Raw genomic sequence first — 23,199 nt, 5'->3', positions numbered from 1 at the left:
GTTATTTGGCGATCAGAAGCGCCCGATGGTCGCTTTCGGCGCGGAGTGTTGCCAGATATTCCTGACTGACGTCATGGACCGACATGATGTGGGCGTAAAGCAGTTCTTCGGCGGCCTTGTGATCGCCACGCAGGATGGCATCGACGATGCCCTGATGTTCCTCGTGCGAGGAGGCGAGGCGGGGCAGGCTGTTGAATTGTACCCGGCGGAAGGGGGCAACCCGCCGACGAACGGCCTGGGTGACTTCGACCAGCACGTCATTATGGGTTCCGGCATAGATCGCATTGTGAAATTCACGGTTCTGGCTTTCATAAGCCGGGCTGTCACCCGAGCGCATGGCATGGGCCAGTTCGTGATGCAGTTCTTCGAGCGCGTGGCGTTCACCACTTGTCATGCGTTTGGCAGCCAATCGCCCGCAGGTTGCTTCGAGTTCGGCCATGCTTTCAAACATCGCGGTCAATCGTTCCGGCGTTGCCAGCGAGACATAAACCCCGCGATTGGGGATTTTTTCGGCAAGTTCGGTCGCGGTCAGCAATTGCAGGGCTTCGCGGACCGGGGTGCGAGACACGCCAAAGCGTTTTGCAAGCTGGGTTTCTTCAAGCCGGGCACCGGGAACAAGCACGCCGGTGACAATATCGTCTTCGAGAGACTGGCAGAGTTTTTGCGCAATGCCGACCGGTTCGGGCGCAGGTTGCGGGGCTTGCTGCAGATGGATCATGTGCCGTTTCGACCCTTTGATCTTGTTGTTGATTGATGCTCGGTGCTCTTTTCGTGCTTTTTTGGCACCCTATACATCCGATGTATACATGATATTTCCCGCAAAATCCAAGCGCAACTGTCGCGTGCGGGATTCCGTCCCCGGCGTCACCCTGCAATATGTTTAATTAATATGCATATATGTAGTGCAGCAATTAAATATGATTAAAAAATAAACAGTAAAAGAAAGTCTGTTGAGGTCTGAAATAAGTTAACTTATTGAAATATAACAGATGGCACGTCGGTTGCACGGTGTATACATAATGCGGGCCAAGATCCGTTCGATGATATTATCCGCGTATTGCGCTTTCTCTATCAGGGAGACACCGATGACCAACCTTAAAAGACGCGACTTTCTGACGAAATCGGCATTCGGCACGGCGGCAGTTGGGGCAGCCGCCGGGGCGGCGGTTTTTGCCACGCCCCATATCGCACGTGCCCAGGAGAGCTTTAACTGGAAAATGACCAATGCCTATGGTCCGGGTTCGCCGTTTTACGTGACCGGCCCGGGCAGCCCCGAGGATTTCTGCAAACGTGTGACGGAAATGTCGAGCGGGCGTCTGAATATCCAGCATTTTGCCGCTGGTGAACTGATCCCCGCCCTTGAAGGCTTTGACGCCGTTCAGGCCGGTACGGTCGAGATGAATGCGGCCAATGCCTATTTCTGGGCGGGCAAGATTTTTGCCGCACAGTATTTCACCACCGTTCCGTTTGGTTTGAATTTCCAGGGAATGAATGCGTGGCTGTATCATGCGGGCGGGCTTGAACTTTGGCATGAACTGTATCAGCCCTATGGCCTGATTGCGTTCCCGATGGGCAATACCGGCGTTCAGATGACCGGCTGGTTCCGCGATCCGATTGAAAGCCTTGATGATTTCAACGGTCTGAAAATGCGGATTCCGGGCCTTGCCGGCAAGGTCTATCAGCAGATCGGGGTTGAGGTAAAACTGCTTCCGGGCGGCGAGATTTTCCCGGCCCTTGAACGTGGCGTGATTGATGCCGCCGAGTTTGTCGGCCCGTATCAGGACCGGCGTCTGGGCCTTCAGAAGGCAGCGAAATATTACTACACCACCGGCTGGCACGAACCGTCCAACGTGACCGAGCTTCTGATCAACCAGAAAGCCTGGGAAAGCCTTCCGGCCGATCTTCAGGCGATTGTCAAAAACGCCGCACAGGCGTGCAATCTTGACAGTCATTCCTGGTGCGAGGCCAACAATGCCGCGGCCCTTCGTGATCTGGTCGAGAATCAGGGCGTCATCGCCCAGACCCTTCCCGATGATGTGGTCAACAAGCTTAAAGGCATCACCAAAGAGACGCTGGAAGCCGAAGCCGCCAAGGACCCGCTGACCAAAAAGGTCCATGACGCATTCATGGCGTTCCGCGATACGCACCGTGAATGGGCGGCGGTGAGTGAAAAGCCCTATCACGGCATCATTTCATCCAAAGACGGGATGAGCTGACATGAATTCGACCCGTACAGTACCGTTGTCAGAACCGCTTCCCGAACCATTTCCCGACCGTGTGTTGGGATATATCGTTGATTTTGCCGGATGGGCGGCCGCGTTAAGCGGTCTTGCGCTTGTTCTGGTGGTCGGCGGCAATGTTTTGCTGCGCTATGTGTTCAATACCGGCAGTGTCGCCATGCAGGAACTTGAATGGCATCTGGTATCACCGATTGCCCTTCTGGGGATGGCATATGGCATGCGGCATGGCGGCCATGTACGGGTCGATTTCCTTTATGACCGGCTAAGCGACCGGGCCCGCGCGATGATTGATCTGTTTTCGGCGGTGCTGATGGTGATCCTTGGTGCGGCGATCATCTGGTTTGCCATTCCCTATGTTAGTCAGTCGATCATGATGGGCGAAGGTTCACCCGATCCGGGGGGATTGCCTTATCGTTTCCTGCTTAAGGCGTTTATCCCGGTCGGGTTCGGGTTGCTGTTCGTGCAGGCGATTGCGCAGGCCCTGATCAATTTCCGGCAGGTGGCCGGGGCGGGGCAAGCCGCCGATGAGCCCGATGATGCCGGTTACGCCACCCATAAAACCGCCACTGAAGTGCCTGGGGAATAATCGAACATGACTGGTAATGAATGGCTGGCCATTGGCATGGTCGGCGGCTTTTTCGGCTTCCTTGTTCTTGGGGTGCCGGTGGCGATATCGCTTGCGATTTCGGGTTTTGCCTTTGGCATTCTGGGATTTGGCACCGGGCTTTTTAACCTTTTGCCCGCGCGCATTTACGGGGTTGTGACCAACTATACGCTTCTGGCCCTGCCGCTTTTCATCTTCATGGGGGTGATGCTTGAAAAGTCGAAACTGGCCGAAGAACTGATTGATGTGATCGGCCATGCCATGGGCCGCCTTCGTGGCGGCATGGGGCTTGCGATTGTGATTGTCGGGGTTCTGATGGGGGCGTCTTCGGGCGTGGTCGGGGCGACGGTCGTGACAGTCGGGTTGCTGTCGTTACAGCCATTGATCAATCGCGGTTATAACAAGGGGGTGGCGTGCGGTGTGATTTGCGCATCGGGCACGCTTGGGCAGATAATTCCGCCAAGCCTTGTTCTGATCCTGCTTGCCGATATTCTTGGTGAATCTGTTGGGACGCTGTTTGCCGCCGCGATGGTGCCGGGGCTGATCCTTGCCGGGATGCTCGCCCTTTATCTGGTGATACTCGGCATTTTCAAACCCGACATGGTGCCCGCGATCCCGCAGGACGAGCGCGATGCGCTCGCGACCCGTGATCTTATGCTCAAGATCGTCAAGGTCGTGCTGCCGCCGCTGGCACTTGTTTTTGCGGTTCTGGGGTCGATTGTTGGCGGGATTGCCGCCCCGACAGAAGCCGCATCAATGGGTGCCCTTGGCGCGTTGCTTCTGGCGCTGTTTACCGGGCGGCTTAATTTCGGGGTGATGCGCGATGTGTTGCGCGATACCCTGATCACCAGTGCGATGGTGTTTTTCATCCTGATCTGCGCGCAGCCATTTGGCCTTGCCTTCCGCGGGCTTGGCGGTGAGGGGCTGGTGCATGCCATGTTTGAATGGGTGCCGGGTGGCGATATGGGCAACCTTCTGTTCATGATGGCGGTGATCTTTGTTCTTGGGTTCTTCCTTGAATGGATCGAGATTTCCTATATCGCGCTGCCGATGTTTTTGCCGGTGTTCATGAATAGCGGCATCGACATGGCGTGGCTTGCGATCCTTGTGGCGATGAACCTGCAAACCAGCTTCCTGACACCGCCCTTTGGCTGGGCCTTGTTCTTCCTGAAAGGTGTTGCACCAAAATCGGTGTCGACCATAGATATCTATCGCGGGGTCATTCCGTTTATCGGTATTCAGGCGCTGGCCCTTGTGTTGCTGTTCATCTTCCCGGAACTGACAAGCTGGCTGCCGGATCTTATTGGCTGGTAGGTCCTAAACCTAAATATCAGGCGATTTGTCCACGATGTGAAAATCGCCTGATACCCGGATCGTTTTCACGATAGATTTCAAAGAACAACAGGGCATGCCGGACGCACGGCATGCCAAAGATTTTTGCGCCATCAGGAGGCCTCGAAATGCTCAGAACCAGAACAAGCCTTGGCGGGATGGTCACAGCCCCGCATCATCTGGCCGCCCAGGCCGGGCGCGATGTGCTGCGCGACGGTGGCAACGCGGTCGAGGCGATGATTGCTGCCGCCGCCACCATTGCGGTTGTCTATCCGCATATGAATACGATTGGCGGGGATGGGTTCTGGCTGATTGCCGAACCGGGCAAGGATCCGGTGGCGATCCGGGCATGCGGCGGGGCGGCCGGTCTGGCAAGCCCGGAATTTTACCGTGACCTTGGCCATGACAAAATCCCGGCGCGCGGGCCGCTGGCGGCATTGACCGTGGGCGGGGCGATTGGTGGTTGGATGGAGGCCGCAAAAATCGCGCAGAAAATGGGCGGAACATTGCCGATGGCACGCCTTGTGGCGGATGCCGTGCATCATGCGCGGGCCGGTGTGCCGATCACGAAGTCGCAGCATGAATTGACGCGTGATAAACTGTCGGAACTTGAAAATTCACCGGGATATGTTGCGACCTATGCCGCAAATGGCGTGCCCGAAATTGGCGATGTGTTGAAACAGCCCGCCCTTGGCGCGACGTTGGAACGGCTTGGCACCGTCGGGCTTGATGATTTTTACCGGGGCGATATCGCGCGCGCCAATGCCAAGGGGCTTGAGGCGGCGGGAAGTCCGCTTCGGTTATCCGATTTTGAAGCCTATCACGCCAAAACCACCACACCGCTTTCGGTGAAGCTATCAAGCGGCACCGTTTTCAATATGGTGCCACCAACGCAGGGGGCGGCGTCGCTGATGATCCTTGGCTTGTTTGACCGGCTGGGTGTGAAAACGGGCGAGGGATTTGGTCATATCCACGGCGTGATTGAGGCGACCAAACGCGCCTTTATCAAACGCGATGCTCATATCGGCGATCCGGGGCGGATGAATATTGATCCGATGTCGCTTCTGAGTGATGCGATGCTGGATGCCGAGGCGGCAAAGATAGATATGAAAACCGCACTGCCCTGGCCGCATATCGCCAAGCCAGGCGATACGATCTGGATGGGGGCGACAGATAAAAACGGCACGGTCGTCAGTTATATCCAGAGCATTTTCTGGGAATTCGGATCGGGCGTTGTGGTGCCCGAAACCGGGGTGCTGTGGCAGAACCGCGGGGCGAGCTTTACACTGCATGACGGCCCCAACCAGCTTGGCCCCGGCCGGTTGCCGTTCCATACGCTCAACCCGGCGATGGCGCGGCTGAACAATGGCGATGTGCTGACATACGGCACCATGGGGGGCGAGGGACAGCCGCAAACCCAGGCGGCGGTGTTTACCCGTAGTGTCCTGTTCGGGCAGGATTTGCAGGAGGCGATTACCGCGCCGCGCTGGTTGCTTGGCCGGACATGGGGCGCGGAAACCACAACCCTCAAACTCGAAAACCGGTTTGACCCGGCCCTGATCACGCAGCTTGAAAAAGCCGGTCATGCGGTTGAGGTTATCGGTGATTTCGAAGACATGATGGGCCATGCTGGCGGCATTTTGCTGCGCGCCAATGGGGTTATGGAAGGGGCCACCGATCCGCGGGCGGATGGGGTGGTTGCGGCTTTGTGATTTGTGTTGGCAACGATTGAATTGGGCCGAGGTTATTACCTGCGTATCAGGATTTCTTTGGCGAGTTCGGGGCTGGACCTAGCCGGGGCATCGCGCAAAATTCCCTGTAGTGCTTCGTCGGTCATGTAGGGATACAGCAACCTGTTCCAACGCGCGATCATCTCATCGGGATTGTTTAAGAGCCGTCGAATGTTTCGTGCCCGTTGAATGGATAGAGGATGACGGACATCGTTCTGAGCTGCGTTAATCAATTTAGAGCGTGTGTTTTTTTGCTCATACCAGTCAATCCACGAAATCGCAGATTCCTGCCGTCCTGCAAGATAAAGGAAATAGAGGGCAAATTCGTCCACTGTTTCCTCATTGTCCCAGTTAGGCAGGCCAAGCTTGTTAAGTAATGTATGTCCGATTTCGTGAAGTAGCACGGCTTCTACTGCGCCTTGACGATTGGTGCGCATAAATTCAAAGAACAGTTCCGAGCAAAGCGTTATATTTCCTGTTGCTTTGGAGGAATATGCGTTCTCGTGGCCGCAAGATTTCAAGGTTATGTCAAATTCGTCTATGCCATATGTTTCCGCTATCTCCAGTATGCCCTTGGACATACCTTCTTCAAACTCATGGGCTGTCTGCCACGGGGTTGAGATATCAGCATAAATTTCATAGGCCGCTTTCTTTGTGATGAGCATGCTGAACGTGTTGCTGAAAACAAGATAGTGCGGACGTGTGTTTGTGACTGCGCCCATGATCGAAAAAGAGTTTCTCAGCCGGTTGGCGCCGTAACATCTGGCAGGTTGTCCTGCCTTGAAAATTTGTAGTTGCTGATCATCGCAGATAAATACGCTCAGATCGTCGTATTGAGCGTTAAGAACGTCAACGAAGACCTCTATTTTTGCATCGGTCTTAATTAATATCGGTTTCCACCATATCGAGCCTGCTTTGATTTCAGCATAGCCCTCGTCGATTTTAAAGCGGAGCCTGTCAGCAACGGATGCGCTGGCGAATGCATACTGGAATGGCGTAATTATAAGCAAAACGAATATAAAGATGCGCATCATTCCGGCCCCCAAGCTAGATTAATCAACCCCTTCTAATGAACCCTTTGGTTGTTGTTGGGTCAAGGTTAATGCTCCTTCATGTCGATAAAAACGACATCTCTATTCGCTTAAGATGAGGAAAACTCCCACTCGATCACATGCCGGTAAGTCTCGCCCGGATTGAGCCACGGGCTCGGGAAGTCCGGGCGGTTGGGGCTGTCGGGGAAGGTTTGGGGTTCGAGGGCGATGCCGCCGGATTTGTGAAGGCTTTTGCCGTCGGGCGTTTTCATAGCATTGGTGAAATGCTGCGATAGATAGAATTGCAATCCGGCCTCGGTCGAGAACAGTCTCATCGTCCGGCCGCTGTCGGGATCGGACAGGGTGGCGATGGGGCGCAGGGTGCCGCGTGTGCCATTGAGGCAGAAATTGTGATCAAAGCCCTGATCGGCATTCAGGAGGTTCTGTGCGATCACGGCGGGGTTTCGGAAATCATAGCCGGTTCCGGCAAGGTCGCAGCGACCGGGAAGAGGGATCAGGCGCTCGTCAATCGGAAGATAGGCATCGGCATCGATTTCAAGGATATGCAGGGCCGCGCATTTATCAAATCGGCCCGTCAGGTTCCAATAGGCATGGCTGGTCATGTTGACCGGGCAGGTCTGATCGCAGGTTGCCGTGATTTCAAGGCGCAGGCGATTTTCAGCGACAATCGAATAGGTTGCGGTCGCCGCGAAATTCCCCGGATAGCCTTGATCGCCATCCGGGCTTTCGAGGTGAAAGGCGATTTCGTGATCGGTGTTTTGCGTGACGGACCAGTCGTGCCGGTCAAAGCCGGTAACGCCACCATGCAGGTGCGTCGGGCCTTCGTTGGCGGCCAGTGTCACCCGGTCACCATTCGGGGCGATATAGGCCGAATTGGCAATGCGGTTGGCATAGCGCCCGCACACCGCACCGATATAGCTGTCATGGGTGGCGTAGGCATCATCATCGGGCAGGCCAATCGCGATATTGGTTTCCGTGCCGTCGTCATTTCTCAGCCAAAGCTCCCGGATACGCGCCCCATAGGGGGATAGCAGGATTCGCATTTTTGCGGTCCTGATTTGCAGGGTTCCGGCCGGGGCCGGATGCATCGGGATTGCGGTCGGGTTTTTCGACATGTCGCCTCGTTTCATCTGGAAGTCCCTGTTTTATTTTGACTTTGCGGGTTTTTGGGCCGCTGTCAACCGCGCTTTCTACGCGAAAGTGGGGAGGCGCATTTAGGCCGTTGAGTTCCTTCAAATCATATTGTATTACTATATGGCTTTTAGCAATAAAACAGCCTTTAGGGAGGAAATAATGAAAAGTCTCAAGCAGCTTGCGGTGTCGACGGCAGCCCTTGGTGTTGCACTTGGTCTGTCCTTTGCGGCACAGGCCGAAATGATGATCGGCTTCTCGCAGATCGGGTCGGAAAGCGGCTGGCGTACGTCCGAGACGGAATCAATCAAGGCCGAAGCGGAAAAGCGCGGCATTGATCTGAAATTCTCGGATGCGCAGCAGAAACAGGAAAACCAGATCAAGGCAGTCCGTTCCTTCATCGCCCAGGGCGTTGATGGCATTCTGCTGGCACCGGTTGTTGAAACCGGCTGGGATCAGGTGCTTCAGGAAGCCAAGGATGCCGGTATTCCCGTCGTTCTGGTTGACCGTGGCGTTGCCGCCGATGAAAGCCTGTATCTGACCAAGGTTGCATCTGACTTCGTGGTCGAAGGTGCGCTTGCCGCCGCATGGCTGGCAGCGGAAACCAATGGCGTCTGCGATGTGGTCGAGCTTCAGGGCACCGTTGGCTCGTCGGCTGCCAATGACCGCAAGGAAGGTTTTGAGTCCGTTGTCGGCAATTTCCCGGGCATCAATATCATCCGGTCCCAGTCGGGCGATTTCACCCGTTCGGGCGGCAAGGAAGTCATGGAAAGCTTCCTGAAAGCCGAAGATGGCGGCAAGAACATCTGTGCGGTTTATGCGCATAATGATGACATGGCGTTGGGTGCGGTTCAGGCGATCAAGGAAGCCGGTCTTGACCCGGCCGAAGACATCCTGATCGTATCAATCGATGCGGTTCCTGATATTTTCAAGGCGATGGCCGATGGCGACACCAACGCCACCATCGAATTGAACCCGCATCTTGGCGCACCTTCCTTTGATGCGATTGCCGCTGCCAAAGAAGGCAAGGAAGTACCGAAATGGATCAAGGCCAATGGTCCGCTTTATCTGCCTGATACCGCTGCCGAAGAATACAAAATGCGCAGCAAGTAAGGCCGTTATCCGCAACCGAACGCCTTACCGTGCGGTTGGGGTGACGTAACTGGCGTGATGTCTGAACGCATCCTTGTCGATGGCAAGGGTGCGTTCGGCCACATCCGGCCAGCGAACATAAAGGGAGAGGGGCTATCCATGTCTGAGAAGACGCAATCCGTGCTGTCAGTACGCGGGGCGGGAAAGTTTTTTCCCGGCGTCAAAGCCTTGCAGGATGTTGATTTCGATTTGCGATCCGGTGAAATTCACGCGCTTCTGGGTGAAAACGGTGCCGGGAAATCGACGCTGATCAAGGTGATTACCGGGGTTCATCCGCGCGATGCCGGAACCGTCCTGCTTGACGGGCAGGAAATCCATCCAAATCATCCGGGCGACGCGCAGGCGCTGGGTATTTCGACGGTCTATCAGGAAGTGAACCTGGTGCCCACGCTGTCGGTTGCCGAGAACCTGATGCTGGAACGGCAGACATTAAAATTCGGGTTTATTTCGTGGAAGAAAACCGAAAGTGATGCCAAGGCAGCGCTTGAAACGCTGGGGCTTGATATTGATGTCAACCGGCCGCTGGGGTCCTATTCGGTGGCGATCCAGCAATTGGTTGCGATTGCACGTGCGGTTGCACTTGATGCGCGGGTTCTGATCCTTGACGAACCGACCGCAAGCCTTGATGCCGAGGAAATCCGCACCCTGTTTCGCATCATGAACGAACTGCGTGCCAAGGGGCTTGGCATTGTGTTTGTCACCCATTTCCTGGATCAGGTTTACGCGATTACCGACCGCATCACGGTCCTGCGCAACGGGCGGCTTGTTGGCACGTTTGTGACCAAAGAACTGGCGCAGATTGACCTGATCAATCACATGCTGGGCCGGGAGCTGGCCGAGGTCAGTTCGCACCGCCATCAGGATGAAAGCAATTTCACCGGCAAGGGCCGCCAGATCCAGATCAAGAATCTGGGCAAGAAGCGCGTGCTTGAGCCCGTAACGCTTGACCTTTCGGGCGGCGAGATTGTCGGTTTGGCCGGGCTTCTGGGGTCGGGCCGGACGGAGCTTTCGGAGCTTATCTTCGGGGCGAAAAAGGCCGATAGCGGCCTTGTGTTCCTTGACGGGGAGCCAGTGATGCTGCGATCCCCGCGCCATGCCATCCGGTCGGGTTTCGGGCTTTGCCCCGAGGACCGCAAACAGGATGGCATTGTTGCCGAGCTTAGCGTGCGCGAAAACATCATGCTGGCGCTTCAGGGGCGGCGTGGATGGTTGCGCCCGATTGCACGCGCCGAGCAGCAGAAAACCGCCGATGAGATGATCAAGGCGCTGGGTATTGCCACACCCGATAGTGAAAAGCCCGTCGGGCAACTGAGCGGGGGCAACCAGCAGAAGGTTATTCTGGCGCGGTGGCTGGTGTCCAAGCCGATTTTCCTTATTCTTGACGAGCCGACACGCGGCATTGATGTGGGCGCGCATGCCGATATCATCAAGCTGATCAAGGAGCTTTGTGACGAGGGGCTGGCCCTGCTGGTGGCGTCAAGCGAGCTTGAGGAAATCGTTGCCTTTGCCGACCGGGTGGCGGTGATGCGCGACCGCCAAAAGGTTTCCGAACTGACGGGTGCCGAAATCACGCAGGACAGGATCATCGAGGCGATTGCACGATGACCAGCTTGCAGGACAAAAAGAAATTACGGGAAAGCAGCACCATGTCTGCATCTTCTTTGCTGAGCCGGCAGTGGTTTGGCCCGGTGGCGGCCCTTGTGCTGATCATTCTGGGTATCGGGATCATATCGCCGGACTTCTTTGATATTCGCATTGTTGACGGGCATCTTTACGGGTCGCTTGTTGATGTGGTGCATCGCGGCGCGTCAACCGCCCTTGTGGCGGTGGGCATGGCGGTGGTCATCGGCACGCGGGGCATTGATCTTTCGGTGGGCTCGGTGATTGCGATTTCAGCCGCCGTCATGGCGGTCCTGATCCGTGATACCGATCTGCATCCGGCGGTCATCATCCTGGCAGCCCTTGGCGCCGGGGTGCTTTGCGGACTGTGGAACGGGATGCTGGTGGCCTATCTTGATATCCAGCCGATCATCGCGACCCTGATCCTGATGGTGGCCGGGCGCGGGATCGCGCAGATGATCACCGATGGGCAGATCGTGACCTTTCACGGGGCGTTTTTCGAAGGGATCGGCAGCGGGTATCTGCTGGGCATTCCGTGGCGGGTGATTATTGCCGCGGTGGTGATCGGCGCGCTTTACGGCGTGATGCGCAAAACCGCCCTTGGCCTGTTTGTTGAGTCGGTTGGCGGCAATGCACGCGCCAGCCGTCTTGCGGGTATTGACGCGCGCGGGATCAAGCTTCTGGCCTATGCGATTTCGGGGCTTTGTGCGGCCTTTGCCGGGATCATTATTGCCGCCGATATTCGCGGCGCGGATGCCAACAATGCCGGTCTGTGGCTTGAACTGGATGCCATTCTGGCGGTGGTGATCGGGGGCGCGTCGCTGATGGGCGGGCGGTTCTTCATCGGCATGACGGTGATCGGGGTTCTGATCATTCAGTCGCTGACCACGGGGATTTTGCTTTCGGGTTTGCCGTCGCAATATACCCTGATCGTCAAGGCGGCGGTGGTGATGGTGGTTCTGCTGGTGCAGGCACCGAAATCACGCGAACTGGCGGGCAAGGCGTGGGAAAAGATCGGCAGCCGGAAGGTGCGGGGGAATTCCGATGAAAATTAATGAACGTTATTACCCGTTGCTTGCCACGCTGGCGGTGCTGGCGCTGCTTTACGGTTACGGGATTGCCGAACATCGGGCGTTTTCAGATACCTATGTTCTGGGCGCGCTTCTGACCGATAATGCGTTTCTGATCATTACCGCGGTCGGCATGACATTCGTTATCCTGTCGGGCGGGATTGATCTTTCGGTGGGCTCGATGATTGCCTTTGTCGGCGTCCTGATGGCCGAACTTGTCACCGGGTTTGGCATGCATCCCTTGGTGGCGGTGGTGATTTCGATTGCGGCCGGAACGCTTTTCGGGGCCTTCATGGGGGTGATTATCGCCAAGTTCGATATTCAGCCCTTTATCATCACCCTGGCGGGGATGTTTTTCCTGCGCGGGATGTGTTTCCTGATCAACCTTGATTCCGTGCCGATTGATCATCCGTTTGTCGCCGATTTCAGCGGATTTAAAATTCCGCTGCCGGGGCGTGGCTGGATCAGTGCGGCGGCGCTTTTGATGTTATTGACGGTGATTGCCGGGGTGGTGATTGCGCATTACACCCGGTTCGGGCGCAATGTCTATGCCATTGGCGGGGATCGTCAGTCGGCTGAATTGCTGGGCATTCCGGTGCAGGGCACGATCATCCGGGTTTACACTTTATCGGGCTTTTTCAGTGCCTTGGCCGGTGTTGTTTTCGCGTTTTATACCGCGTCGGCCTATCCGTTGGCAGCCGTCGGGGTGGAGCTTGATGCGATTGCGGCGGTGGTGATTGGCGGGACGCTTCTGACCGGGGGGATGGGCTTTGTGGTTGGGACGTTCTTTGGCGGGATCATCATGGGGGTGATCCAGACCCTGATCGCGTTTGACGGGTCGCTTAATAGCTGGTGGACCAAGATCATGATCGGGGCGCTTCTGTTTGGCTTTATCGTGCTGCAACGCCTGATTACACGGTCATTTTCGGGGATGCGGGCCGGAGCGGGGTGAGCCGAATTTAGCCTTTTCGGGTGGGGGAATTCGGGCCGGGGCGGCAGGGCTGCTTCGGCCCGAATTGTTTTCAGGGGCGCTCATTCCGGCGGCCATTTTGTGGGTTTTGGGGCCGGTTTTTTATGAAGTTATTTTTCATAATCGATCCGATTTTTCATTTTTGGTGAATAATTGATCGGGAAGCGGTGTGGCGAAGATCGTGAACGTCCGTTTCGGGCCCGAAAAACCGGCTTTTATTTGTGTGAGGAATACGGGTTTTGGCCGTTATGAGATGAAAAGCGGCTTTTTATTTGTATGAGGAATACAACAGGGGCCGTCCCGATGACAGCCCCGTTTTTGTCTTTTGCCGCTGTCTTGCCGCCGTCTGGGTGCGATGAAATCGCCGGGCCCGTAAAGCGACATCAAAGCAATATCAAAGCCCGATCACGTCCCAGTCATGTTCGCTTTTCATGCCGAGCTGCTGGCGGAGTTGCAGCATGGTGCGGCTGAGCAGGTTGCGCATGGCTTCGCGGGCGTCGCCGGGTTCGCGGTGCGCGATGGCGCGGTAAACCGCGAAATGGTCGGGCAGGGATTTCACGTGCGCCTTTGGCCCGCCCGAAGACAGGCGGAACGAGCCGATCAGGGCGGTTTCAATCAGCATGCCGAACGATTTCATGAAATCATTGCCCGACGCATCCAAAATCGCCTGATGGAAAATCAGGTCGGTGATATAGACGGCCTCGGTGCCGAGTTCGGCATTTTCCATGCCGGTATAGGCGGCCTCGATCGTGGCCAATTGTTCCTCGGTCGCGCGTTCGGCGGCCATGGCGGCGGTGTTGGGTTCGATGATCATGCGGGTTTCAAACAGGCCATACAGAAACGCCGGATCGGGATCGGGGAAATGCCAGGACAGAACATCGGGGTCGAGCAGGTTCCAGCTTTTGCGCGGTTTGACGCGCGTACCGGTTTTCGGACGGCTTTCGATCAGCCCCTTGGCCGAGAGGATCTTGATCGCCTCGCGCAATGCGGTTCGCGAGACATCGAGTGATTCACTCAAGGCCGCCTCGGTCGGAAGGACATCGCCCGGTGCCAGCTTGCCCGAGACGATCCGGGTTCCCAGATCATGGGCAACGATGCTGTGCAGGCTGCGCCTTGCATAGGTTCTTGACATGGACGATGGCATTCAAATTCCTCCGGTGCGGTCTTTTGATATCTGCGGACGGCGGTGGCTGGATCGGTGACCGCACTCTGACATTATTCATATAATATGAATTTATTTCGAGGGCAACTTCTGCGCGCCCGATAATGCCTTGTGCTGCAACGCATATAATTATTTCGGTGCGGTTTTCAGGGGACTGTTTGCACCACATCAGAGGTGTCATTTTTATAGACCACTTATCACCAAACAAGAAGCAATCAGTTGAGTGTTGTATCAGGCCTGATTTTGCCGGTTTGCGGCTTGACAGCAAGCGACATCCTGATAATTAATGTTATTGTATGAAGAATAAAAGAACAAGACTGTCAGGAGGAAGTGGCCCATCGCGCGGGACCGGGTATCGTAAACGGGTATCATAATCCGGCCCGAAAGAGGTGCGATTGTGGATTTTTCGCATGCATCCATGCGGTAATCATCCCATGCGATGCCCCATCAAGTACCTCGTACCGTGATTTGGGCGGGGTGCAAACCTGCCAGTTTAATCCTGATCCCGATCATGGCGTGCCGGACGGACCGGTGCCCGGAGGGGATCGGCACATAAAGACCAGATAACGGGAGAGCCGACGATCATGTCCGATCGCATGCCAACGAACTATACCAGCCTTGCCGATAAATCGGTTTTCATTACCGGCGGTGCCACGGGCATTGGCGAGGCGCTTGTCACCGCCTTTGTCGAGCAGGGGGCGAAGGTCGCCTTTGTCGACATTGCCGAGGAAGCAGGCCATGCGCTTGTTGAAAAGCTGGGCCGCGATGCCAAGCACAAGCCGCTTTTCATCACATGCGACATTACCGATATCAAGGCGCTTCAGGATGCGGTGGCGGCTGCTGCCAAGGCCAACGGCCCGATCACGGCACTGCTTAATAATGCCGCCAATGACACCCGCCATAAATGGCAGGACGTGACGCCGGAATACTGGGATGAACGCCAGGCGATCAATATCCGCCCGTCGTTTTTTGCCATTCAGGCGGTCGCCCCGATGATGCAGAAGGCCGGGGGTGGCGCGATTGTCAATTTCGGGTCGGTGAGCTGGATGATGGGGCAGGGCGGCATGCCGGGCTATACCACGGCAAAGGCCGCAACCCATGGATTGACGCGCGGCATGGCGCGTGACCTTGGCAAGGATGGCATCCGGGTCAATACGCTTGTGCCCGGCTGGGTCATGACGCAGCGCCAGCTTGACCTTTGGGTCGATGAAGCCGCCGAGCGCGAGATTGACGAGCGCCAGTGCCTTAAAAACAGGGTGATGCCGAGCGATATCGCGCGTATGGCGCTTTTCCTGACCTCGGATGAAAGCCGCATGGTCACGGCACAGAATTTCATCGTTGATGGCGGCTGGGTCTGATCGCGGTCTGATTGGCCGGGAAACACCCCCGATTTTACGAACAGAGACATTATCAGGACAGATTTCATGAGACTGGTTCAATACAAGGATACCGCCGGGGCGCAGCATGTGGCCGTGGTCGAGGATGCCAAAACCCTGATCCCGCTCAAGGCGGTTGCCTCCACGCGCGAGCTTGCCAGCATCGCGATTGCCGAAGGCACGACGATGATCGAGGCGGCAAAGGCCCGCCTGGGCGACACCAGCGTTGATTATGACGAGGTCGCCAAATCCGGCCGTCTGTTGCCGCCGATCACCCATGCCGATCCGGCGCATTTCCTTGTCACCGGAACGGGCCTTACCCACCTTGGCTCTGCGTCGGCACGGGCCAACATGCACAAGGCTGATAACAAGGCCGCCGATGAAACGGATTCCATGAAGATGTTTCGCATGGGGGTCGAGGGCGGCAAGCCGAAGGCGGGCGAGCCGGGCGTGCAGCCGGAATGGTTTTACAAGGGGGATGGCTCGGTCGTGGCCAATCCGGGCGCGGATATTCCAAGCCCGTCCTTTGCCCTTGATGGCAGCGAGGAACCCGAAATTGCCGCGATTTACGTGATTGACCCCGAAGGCACGCCGGTGCGCATCGGCTTTGCGATTGGCAACGAGTTTTCCGACCATGTGATGGAACGCCAGAATTACCTTTATCTGGCGCATTCGAAACTGCGTGCCTGCGCGATGGGGCCGGAACTGCTTCTGGGTGATCTGCCAAGCCATGTTGAAGGCACGTCGCGGCTTTATCGCGATGGCAAGGTGATTTGGGAAAAACCGTTCCTGAGTGGCGAGGACAATATGTCTCACTCTCTCGCCAATCTTGAATATCATCACTTCAAATATGATCTGTTCTGCCGCCCGGGCGATGTGCATGCGCATTTCTTTGGCACGGCGACGCTTTCCTTTGCCGATGGCATCAAAACGCAGGATGGCGACGAATTCGAGATCGAGGCCGCGCTTTTTGGCCGCGCATTGCGCAACCGGCTTAAAACGCAGGCGGAACGCAAGGTGACGATAAGGTCGATCTGATTGATCAGATCGATCTGACGCCCAAGGGATATCAGGGTTTTACCAAGGGGCCACGATAAAAGCCCCGTCTCCCTCCAGAGCACTTCGTGCCCCGGCTCAATTTATTGGGTCGGGGTTTTGTTTTTGGAGGTTGAAGAGAGTTCAAGCTCACACTGGTAAAACATTCTGTTCATAGAAGTGGACTGCTTAATGCGAAGCTCTCTCAAAAGTAAAGTTTTAATTTTGTTCTTTCTTGTTTAGGTAATTATGTAGAAGATATTTGTGATCGTCAGTGCTGTTGTTTTTTTGAAAATACATGGGGCATTATATTCGTTGGCTAGATGTAAGAGGTTAAGGCTTGGCAGATAACAAAAGAAGCTACTCTCAAAAAACGATAAAGGTACTTTTTGCACTGAGTGGCAATCAGTGTGCTTATCCAGATTGCACGAACACTCTTATAGAGCCAGCGACCGAGCAATCTGACATCCATGTAGCTGCCCAAATTTGCCACATCTATGCGATCAGCGAAGATGGCCCTAGAGGACGAACTGCTCTCACTAAGAAAGAACGTAACGCTCCTGAAAACCTGATCTTGCTGTGTCGTCATCATCACGGGATTGTCGATGATCAACATGAGAGCTATCCAGCAGATAAGCTAAAGGAATGGAAAAGAGCGCATGAAGGTGAAATGCGCAATCGCTTGTCTGGTAATCTTCAAGGAATTCACCCTGAAGTTTTGTCGCACCCATATTTTCCAATGTCTTTAGTTGATGAAAAAATTAGCGAAGATATAGAGACCCTGCGTAAGACACGCTTCTTCGGGGAAGCGGATACGATCAACAATGCTCAGGTGCTTGGTAGGCGACTTTTTGAGGGAGAGCTGAGTGGTGGTTCTGCATCTGTACGAAGCTATGCGTTGGCTTGGTGCTCAAGATTGCTGGCGCTTAGCGAAGCTTTTGAGGTAGCCGAGGGCTATCTCGCGCTTGCGAAACAATTAGAGGTATGTATCGAAATCGCCATCGCGGAAGCTTTTATCGCTTCTCAGAAGGGTGACAAAGAGGCTGCACTAAAGATTCTCGCACGCATCAATAGCTCTCAAGCCCGTTCTGCAGCATTCATGGTGGTGAAATATCATGAAGGTGCCGCAGGAGCGATTGCGTGGCTTGAAAAAGCCCGGATTAAGTTGACGGCTATGGATGCCGACGGCAGGTTCGTACTTTTGATTTCTCAACTTGAGCTTGCTCAGTGGGAAGCTGCCGAGGGGACTTTGGGGGCTCTAACTGATCAAGACTTTGCCGACGTTCCAGCGTTTCATCACATCGCTGCGATTATCTGTTTGCTGAGGGTAATTCCTTCCGAGTGTCGCTCTCTCGTGATGAATCAATTGCCCTTGGATGCTTCAAACTTTCCTTTGGCATCCGACACGCTTTCAATGGAGGTTCGTAAGGAAGCTCTTCGTCGCTTTTTAGAGGCAGCAAAAGTTGAGAGAAAACTAAACTGTCCTAGTATCGCATCTCTCGATGATGACTACGCCCTGTGGCTTGAACTGAGGAATCCGGGAACCGCCGAAGAAGGCCTTAAGCGGCTTGAAGACAAGCTTCGTGATCCGGAAAAGGCTCTTCAGTTGGTTCCTTTCGGACTTCAGTTTGGAATTAATCTCGACCTCACAGCAGTTGAACAAGCGATAGAGCAAAACATAGCCGTGCATGGAGGAATTACGCACGAAGCCGCTATCGCTCGTTTGGCACTGGCATTCACGCAGAAGTCGCCAAAAGATGTAGCAGATTATATCGAACATCATTACGAAGATTTGTCAAAATTTGTCGACCAAACATCAATAGGGACTTTGCAGATTGAGGCTCTATCTCGTGCTGCAATGCCAGATAAAGCTCATAAGCGTCTCTCTATTCTTTTAGATAAAGGACTTTCAGAAGAGGACGAAATACGTCTTAAAAGAATAATTGCAGAGTCCTCAGGAGGTGACCCGATTGAGCTTCGAAAGGATCAATTTAAACAAACAGACTCTTTGGGCGATCTTGTCGCGTTAGTCAGCGAATTGGAAAAAAAACAAAGCTGGAACGAACTTTGCGATTATGGAGAGTTATTATTTCGTAGAACTCAGTCTGTCGCTGATGCGGAGCGTTTAGCTATCGCACTGATTAACAATCAGAAAAGTCTTTCTCTTGTTAGACTTTTTGGAGATTCACCTGATATTCGTCAACAGTCGGAAAAACTCCAACTATATTACTGCCGGGCGCTTTTCAACGAAGGTGACCTTTTGTTAGCTCGGTCAGAATTTGCAAAAATAAGCGGATTATCCGACGGCCCTAACTACCGAGCACTTTCTGTGAATATTGGGCTTGCCTTAGGAGACTGGGCCTCATTGTCTGCCTATGTCGCCGCCGAATATCGTGCAAGAGATAAGCGCGATGCTATTGATTTAATACAAAGCGCTCAGCTTGCGCACCATCTTGGTTCTCCTCAGGCGCGTGATCTCACGTTTGCAGCGGCTGCAAAAGGCGACAACGATCCCGGTGTTTTGGCCGCAGCCTATCACTTGGCTTCGACGGCTGGTTGGGAGGGGAATGAGATCGTTTCCCAATGGATTCAGAAAGCGGCTGAACTTTCTGGAGATCAAGGTCCAATTCAGAAAATGACACTGAAGGACTTATTTGATCAAAAACCTGAATGGGACCGTCACGAAACCAATATGTTGCAGATGCTGGGGCGAGGAGACAGCCCTATGTTTATCGCGGGCAAAGTTCTTAACAGAAGTCTTGTTGGGTTAATGCTATTTCCTGCACTTGCCAATCTGTCAGAACGCGATCCTCGGCGCAGGCAGGCCATTCCTGCCTATAGTGGGCAGCGTCAAGCATTGCAACTTGATACAGTCACAGCGAAAGTCGGCATAGACGCTACTGCACTGCTGACTTTGAGTTTTCTCAACTTGCTGGACGAGGCACTGGACGCACTTAACACAGTGTATTTACCCCATTCTACACTTATGTGGTTATTTGACGAAAAGCAGAAGGCTGCTTTCCACCAGCCAAGTCGAATTAGGGACGCCCATCGATTTCGCAATATGTTGGCGACGGATGCTTTGGAGAAGTTCGTCCCCTCTACTGTAACAGATAGCGATTTATCCGCTCAGGTGGGTGACGATCTCGCAATGTTGATAGCGGAGGCTGAGAAGAGCAGTGATGAGAAGATCAGTCAGCGTATTGTTGTTCGTCCTTCTCCAGTTTATCGTCTCGGCTCCCTCATGGAAGAGGAAGCCAATCTGACGCAGCACGCCAGCGTGATAACTAGTTGTTTTGCTGTAGTCGAGAAGTTGAGACAGAAGGGACAGATCACTTCTGAAGAGGAAAAAAAAGCACGAGCTTACCTTCAGCTTCATGAACAGCCTTGGCCGGAGCAGCCGGAAATCTCCGATGATGCAGAATTGTACTTGGATGATCTTGCGATCAGCCATTTTCTTCATCTCGGGATGCTGGACAAATTGAAAGCAGCAGGATTTAAGGCAATTGCATCACCGGGAAAAGTTTCTGAATCCGATGCTTTGATTTCCTATGGAGGCATTGCAGATAAGGTCACCGAAGCAATTGAACATATCCGAAGCGCACTAAATTCACGCATTCAGACAGGCAAAATCAAGGTTGGCAGACAGCAAAAGTTCGACAAGCTAAAGGAGCAGTCGATTGCAGACCATCCCACTTTCGGTGTACTCACACTAGCTGGTGTGTGTGATGCTGTCATCATTGACGACAGATTTGTCAATCAACACGCAAACTTCAATGAATCTGATGGAAAAGCAGCTGTATTTTCGACCACGGACCTCCTAGATGGACTGGTATCGGTTGGAGCTATCTCCCCAAATCGAAATATGGAGGCTAGGACGCTGTTGCGTCGCGCTGGGTACTTCTTTGTCCCTGTTCGTCAAGAGGAGTTGACACAATACTTACGGGAATGCTCGGTTATAGACGGTAAGGTTTGCGAAACAGCTGAGATGAAAGCTATCCGCGAAAATCTCCTTCGCGTTCGTATGAGTGATTGGCTTCAACTACCCAAAGAAGCGTCTTGGCTTGATGCAACGATTAAGACCTTAATCATTGCAATGAAGGATTTCTGGAAATCTGGAACTCCCTTCGACGAGGTAAAGGCTATTTCTAACTGGATTGTAGATCAAATTGATATACGTGGTTGGGCGCATCGCTTCCACGTCGATGTTGCAGATGATATTGTTAAGACGGGCCGGGGAGTTCACATCCTCTTGCTCCTTTCTCCTCCTTTGGACGTTTCACAGGACATTAAAGATGCCTATTGGGAATGGTTAGAAGACTCCTTGCTAACTCAAATCAAGGAGAAATTCCCCGATCTTTATGAGTGGATTGTGAATTACGAAGAACAACAGATTTCGCATCTAATAGATACGTATTTAGATCTGGGGGGCTAAACATGGCAAACAGTTCATATGCCCGATCTTCATTGGCACTAGCTGCTATGGAGTTTGTGCCGCCGATTCTTAGAAAGACTTTGCTGAATCAGCGAGAGTTTTGTGAAGAATACGGGCTTAAGACTGATGCTGTAATTGGATTTGGTGATCTTGGCGTATCGCTTCCCCGCTCTGACCTTTTTGACGCCATTCGTAATATACTTTCTGACGGATCGGAGCGCATTGTATCCGACACGGACGGACAAGATTGGAAGGTCTTTGTGGAGGGAAAAGATGGAGAGCCGTCGCAAATCCTAATTTCAAACAATGATCGGCGCTTTAAATTACCTGATTTTAATGCACTTTCGCCGGACAGTACTATCCGGTTGCAGTCTCTTCAAAAAGAATCTTCCGACGTTAACCTGCCTCTGGCCGCGAAAACGGCATGGCAGAATGTTCTCATGGAGCGAAGTTTGGAAGATGATGAGGTAGATACATTCCATAGTGAATTTCGCGATACACCTGTCAATGCGGCACGTTCAATACATGCTGAATTTCAGCAGGTTGAAGGTAGTGCACAGTTTCTTGTTCCGTCTTCTCGTCGATATCTTACCCGGCTCGTTGGTGAATACGATGGAAGTGCTTCAATTTACGAGTACGCCGTCGGAGCAGGTAGAAACTTTATGGAGGGACTGTCGAAGTGGCGATCCTACGATGGGTTTCTATCTAGCTTGTTCCTGTCATCTCACTCCACGCTGACCGCGGAGATTAGTGTTAAGAATTTGGATCGTAGAGATATTTCTCGTGCTTTAGAGTTCCTTATCAATAGTGGAGATCGACTTTCTCAATTGGGAGCTGTCGAAGTTGGGCTAAGAGTTCTTCCTGACATACCTGAAATTGAGACACTGCTTGTCCGTCTTATTGAACAGATTAGAGATGATGATCCTCAAGGGTCCACGAGCGGGTTCAAGCTTTTTTCTGCGTTGTTCGTTTTTGTTGATGGCGCGTTATCTGAAAGGCGCCTTTTATCTGATGTTCCGCCGTTCTATAGAAGATTGGCATCTTTAGCTCATGCCGCACTGATTCAACGCGAAGCAGTGGCGACGTCAATTGAGATTGATTACTTTTGTGAGTGGGCTTGGAGCAGTTACGGTGAGCGGTTTTATTATCAATCACTTGTGGATATGCGTTTGGAACCGCGCTGGAAGCCTGACTTCGCTGAGGCATCCCAGATAAAGGCGGATTTTCTGGGGCGCTTGATGATCGCAGGGAAGTCCAATGAGAAAAATATTAGAAGTAATGAATTAAGAGCGTTACTCTTAGGGGCTGATTCAGGAAGTATTCATTCCGTCGTCAATTTTCCTCGGCCCTATTACCCTGGGCCTTTGGAAGGTCAGGATGCTAGTCCAGTTGCACTTCCTGACGATTTGGCCGAAACAGTTGAAGCCAGACTTAAAGAAGATGAGGTGGGGCCAGCGTCATTTATTGCGTTGGTAAACTCTGTTCTGATTTTTCGGGTGGATCAAAGTCAAGCGAAACTGGCTGCTGAAGCGCTAAAGGCAGGGGAGCATAGGCTGGCGAGGGTAGAAGACCACTCCCAACTCTTCGCAATCTTACAAGGATTAGCAACCGTGGCAGCTGTCTCTAGAGTACATTCTCTTGCTGATGGGCTTCGTATTCTTGTGCGCCAATATAGGCACGATACTCAGTACACTTTGTCTATCGATGAAGCTTTGACAATTTGTCTCGTGGCATCCGCAAGTAGAGATAATCTCAATGATTGGGTAGAGTATGTTGGAGACTGGTTGGCTGATCTAGCTTTTGAAAATTTTCAAGGAACAGAAGGAGAATCTCTTTATTCGCACCTTCGTTGCCTTTGCCATTCAGTTCCTGAGCTGTGGATCTCCTGCGGCAGAGCCGATGCTGCCTTGAAAGCTTACCTCGATATTTAGCGCCGCACTTATCTCTTTAGCGATTGAACCGTGTTTTTTGGGACCTAGCGCTTTGCGAGATGGATTCCCGCTTTCGCGGGAATGACGGGGTGGGGTGGCTCGGCTTGGCATGGCATGGTGTCGGGATGGCGTGACGGTTCCGGGTGACTTGCGGGGCGGTTGGGTGCAAGCTGTGTGTTCGGCCTTGGGCTTTGCTTTGTGCCCCGTTCTGTGTTCCGCTTTTGGCGACACAGCGTGGCGGTTCGGGGGACTAGCCGGATGGTCGTGCGCGCGCCAGTCTGCATCATCGCCATCGGGCCGTCGCATCGGCAGGGCCGATAAAGTCGCCATACCCGTCCAAAGACCCGCAAAAGGATGAC

The 23,199-nt window shown here is 53.7% G+C and carries 16 protein-coding genes; 12 read left to right on the top strand and 4 right to left on the bottom strand.

What is annotated here, in order from left to right:
• Position 1: 1 nt before the first annotated feature.
• A complete protein-coding gene (locus tag P8T57_RS20810) occupies positions 2–718 on the bottom strand; it encodes a GntR family transcriptional regulator (RefSeq protein ID WP_341364192.1) in 717 nt (238 codons plus the stop codon).
• 367 nt (positions 719–1,085) lie between these two features.
• Between P8T57_RS20810 and dctP the strand changes: the two genes are divergently transcribed.
• The 4 genes from dctP (at position 1,086) to P8T57_RS20790 (ending at position 5,888) form a co-directional block, all read left to right on the top strand.
• On the top strand, positions 1,086–2,216 hold the full coding sequence (gene dctP, locus P8T57_RS20805; protein WP_341364191.1) for a TRAP transporter substrate-binding protein DctP: 1,131 nt from the start codon (positions 1,086–1,088) through the stop codon (positions 2,214–2,216).
• A 1-nt stretch (position 2,217) separates the two neighbouring features.
• Entirely contained in the window at positions 2,218–2,826 is a 609-nt protein-coding gene (locus P8T57_RS20800; RefSeq protein ID WP_341364190.1) for a TRAP transporter small permease subunit, read from the top strand.
• 6 nt (positions 2,827–2,832) lie between these two features.
• Positions 2,833–4,158, top strand: a complete 1,326-nt coding sequence (locus tag P8T57_RS20795) for a TRAP transporter large permease subunit (RefSeq protein ID WP_341364189.1) — start codon at positions 2,833–2,835, stop codon at positions 4,156–4,158.
• Between the two features lie 146 nt (positions 4,159–4,304).
• A complete protein-coding gene (locus P8T57_RS20790; protein WP_341364188.1) occupies positions 4,305–5,888 on the top strand; it encodes a gamma-glutamyltransferase family protein in 1,584 nt (527 codons plus the stop codon).
• Positions 5,889–5,923: 35 nt separating this feature from the next.
• On the opposite strand, the gene P8T57_RS20785 is transcribed toward P8T57_RS20790, so the two are convergent.
• Positions 5,924–6,940 (bottom strand): DUF4344 domain-containing metallopeptidase, encoded by a 1,017-nt coding sequence (locus P8T57_RS20785; protein ID WP_341364187.1) that lies wholly within the window; start codon positions 6,938–6,940, stop codon positions 5,924–5,926.
• Positions 6,941–7,047: 107 nt separating this feature from the next.
• On the bottom strand, positions 7,048–8,088 hold the full coding sequence (locus P8T57_RS20780) for an aldose epimerase family protein (RefSeq protein ID WP_341364186.1): 1,041 nt from the start codon (positions 8,086–8,088) through the stop codon (positions 7,048–7,050).
• 163 nt (positions 8,089–8,251) lie between these two features.
• On the opposite strand from P8T57_RS20780, the gene P8T57_RS20775 reads away from it, so the two are divergent.
• The 4 genes from P8T57_RS20775 (at position 8,252) to yjfF (ending at position 12,883) form a co-directional block, all read left to right on the top strand.
• Complete coding sequence (locus P8T57_RS20775; RefSeq protein WP_341364185.1) at positions 8,252–9,202, top strand: ABC transporter substrate-binding protein; 951 nt, start codon at positions 8,252–8,254, stop codon at positions 9,200–9,202.
• 138 nt (positions 9,203–9,340) lie between these two features.
• Positions 9,341–10,846, top strand: a complete 1,506-nt coding sequence (locus P8T57_RS20770) for a sugar ABC transporter ATP-binding protein (protein WP_209221859.1) — start codon at positions 9,341–9,343, stop codon at positions 10,844–10,846.
• 41 nt (positions 10,847–10,887) lie between these two features.
• Positions 10,888–11,916 (top strand): ABC transporter permease, encoded by a 1,029-nt coding sequence (locus P8T57_RS20765; RefSeq protein ID WP_052268416.1) that lies wholly within the window; start codon positions 10,888–10,890, stop codon positions 11,914–11,916.
• Positions 11,906–12,883 carry a galactofuranose ABC transporter, permease protein YjfF gene (gene yjfF, locus P8T57_RS20760; RefSeq protein ID WP_341364184.1) on the top strand — a complete coding sequence of 326 codons (978 nt, stop codon included), beginning with the start codon at positions 11,906–11,908 and terminating at the stop codon, positions 12,881–12,883. Before P8T57_RS20765 ends, yjfF begins: the two co-directional genes overlap by 11 nt.
• A gap of 412 nt (positions 12,884–13,295) precedes the next feature.
• On the opposite strand, the gene P8T57_RS20755 is transcribed toward yjfF, so the two are convergent.
• Positions 13,296–14,045 carry a FadR/GntR family transcriptional regulator gene (locus P8T57_RS20755; RefSeq protein WP_082822678.1) on the bottom strand — a complete coding sequence of 250 codons (750 nt, stop codon included), beginning with the start codon at positions 14,043–14,045 and terminating at the stop codon, positions 13,296–13,298.
• 602 nt (positions 14,046–14,647) lie between these two features.
• Here P8T57_RS20755 and P8T57_RS20750 point away from each other — a divergent pair.
• The 4 genes from P8T57_RS20750 to P8T57_RS20735 all read left to right on the top strand — a co-directional run bounded on the left by P8T57_RS20750 (position 14,648) and on the right by P8T57_RS20735 (position 22,840).
• Entirely contained in the window at positions 14,648–15,421 is a 774-nt protein-coding gene (locus P8T57_RS20750; protein ID WP_341364183.1) for an SDR family oxidoreductase, read from the top strand.
• Positions 15,422–15,487: 66 nt separating this feature from the next.
• A complete protein-coding gene (gene araD1, locus P8T57_RS20745) occupies positions 15,488–16,477 on the top strand; it encodes an AraD1 family protein (protein ID WP_341364182.1) in 990 nt (329 codons plus the stop codon).
• A gap of 337 nt (positions 16,478–16,814) precedes the next feature.
• Entirely contained in the window at positions 16,815–20,909 is a 4,095-nt protein-coding gene (locus tag P8T57_RS20740) for an HNH endonuclease signature motif containing protein (protein WP_341364181.1), read from the top strand.
• Positions 20,910–20,911: 2 nt separating this feature from the next.
• The gene (locus P8T57_RS20735) at positions 20,912–22,840 is read left to right on the top strand and encodes a hypothetical protein (protein WP_341364180.1); all 1,929 of its coding nucleotides are present in this window, start codon (positions 20,912–20,914) and stop codon (positions 22,838–22,840) included.
• Positions 22,841–23,199: the final 359 nt, after the last annotated feature.

Origin of the sequence: Thalassospira sp. SN3W, from assembly GCF_038070535.1 — a bacterium.
In the GTDB taxonomy this organism is placed as follows: Bacteria; Pseudomonadota; Alphaproteobacteria; order Rhodospirillales; family Thalassospiraceae; genus Thalassospira; species Thalassospira xiamenensis.
The sequence above is the reverse complement of the archived record's forward strand: the minus strand, read 5'-3'. Positions and strand labels throughout refer to the sequence as shown.

What these genes read in the sequence shown, in the direction of transcription:
- P8T57_RS20775 (WP_341364185.1), top strand. Translation starts at nt 8,252, where the DNA reads ATGAAAAGTCTCAAGCAGCTTGCGGTGTCGACGGCAGCCCTTGGTGTT.
- P8T57_RS20765 (WP_052268416.1), top strand. Translation starts at nt 10,888, where the DNA reads ATGTCTGCATCTTCTTTGCTGAGCCGGCAGTGGTTTGGCCCGGTGGCG.
- P8T57_RS20785 (WP_341364187.1), bottom strand. Translation starts at nt 6,940, where the DNA reads ATGATGCGCATCTTTATATTCGTTTTGCTTATAATTACGCCATTCCAG.
- P8T57_RS20800 (WP_341364190.1), top strand. Translation starts at nt 2,218, where the DNA reads ATGAATTCGACCCGTACAGTACCGTTGTCAGAACCGCTTCCCGAACCA.
- P8T57_RS20810 (WP_341364192.1), bottom strand. Translation starts at nt 718, where the DNA reads ATGATCCATCTGCAGCAAGCCCCGCAACCTGCGCCCGAACCGGTCGGC.
- yjfF (WP_341364184.1), top strand. Translation starts at nt 11,906, where the DNA reads ATGAAAATTAATGAACGTTATTACCCGTTGCTTGCCACGCTGGCGGTG.
- P8T57_RS20795 (WP_341364189.1), top strand. Translation starts at nt 2,833, where the DNA reads ATGACTGGTAATGAATGGCTGGCCATTGGCATGGTCGGCGGCTTTTTC.
- P8T57_RS20770 (WP_209221859.1), top strand. Translation starts at nt 9,341, where the DNA reads ATGTCTGAGAAGACGCAATCCGTGCTGTCAGTACGCGGGGCGGGAAAG.
- P8T57_RS20750 (WP_341364183.1), top strand. Translation starts at nt 14,648, where the DNA reads ATGTCCGATCGCATGCCAACGAACTATACCAGCCTTGCCGATAAATCG.
- P8T57_RS20755 (WP_082822678.1), bottom strand. Translation starts at nt 14,045, where the DNA reads ATGCCATCGTCCATGTCAAGAACCTATGCAAGGCGCAGCCTGCACAGC.
- P8T57_RS20790 (WP_341364188.1), top strand. Translation starts at nt 4,305, where the DNA reads ATGCTCAGAACCAGAACAAGCCTTGGCGGGATGGTCACAGCCCCGCAT.
- P8T57_RS20780 (WP_341364186.1), bottom strand. Translation starts at nt 8,088, where the DNA reads ATGAAACGAGGCGACATGTCGAAAAACCCGACCGCAATCCCGATGCAT.
- P8T57_RS20735 (WP_341364180.1), top strand. Translation starts at nt 20,912, where the DNA reads ATGGCAAACAGTTCATATGCCCGATCTTCATTGGCACTAGCTGCTATG.
- araD1 (WP_341364182.1), top strand. Translation starts at nt 15,488, where the DNA reads ATGAGACTGGTTCAATACAAGGATACCGCCGGGGCGCAGCATGTGGCC.
- dctP (WP_341364191.1), top strand. Translation starts at nt 1,086, where the DNA reads ATGACCAACCTTAAAAGACGCGACTTTCTGACGAAATCGGCATTCGGC.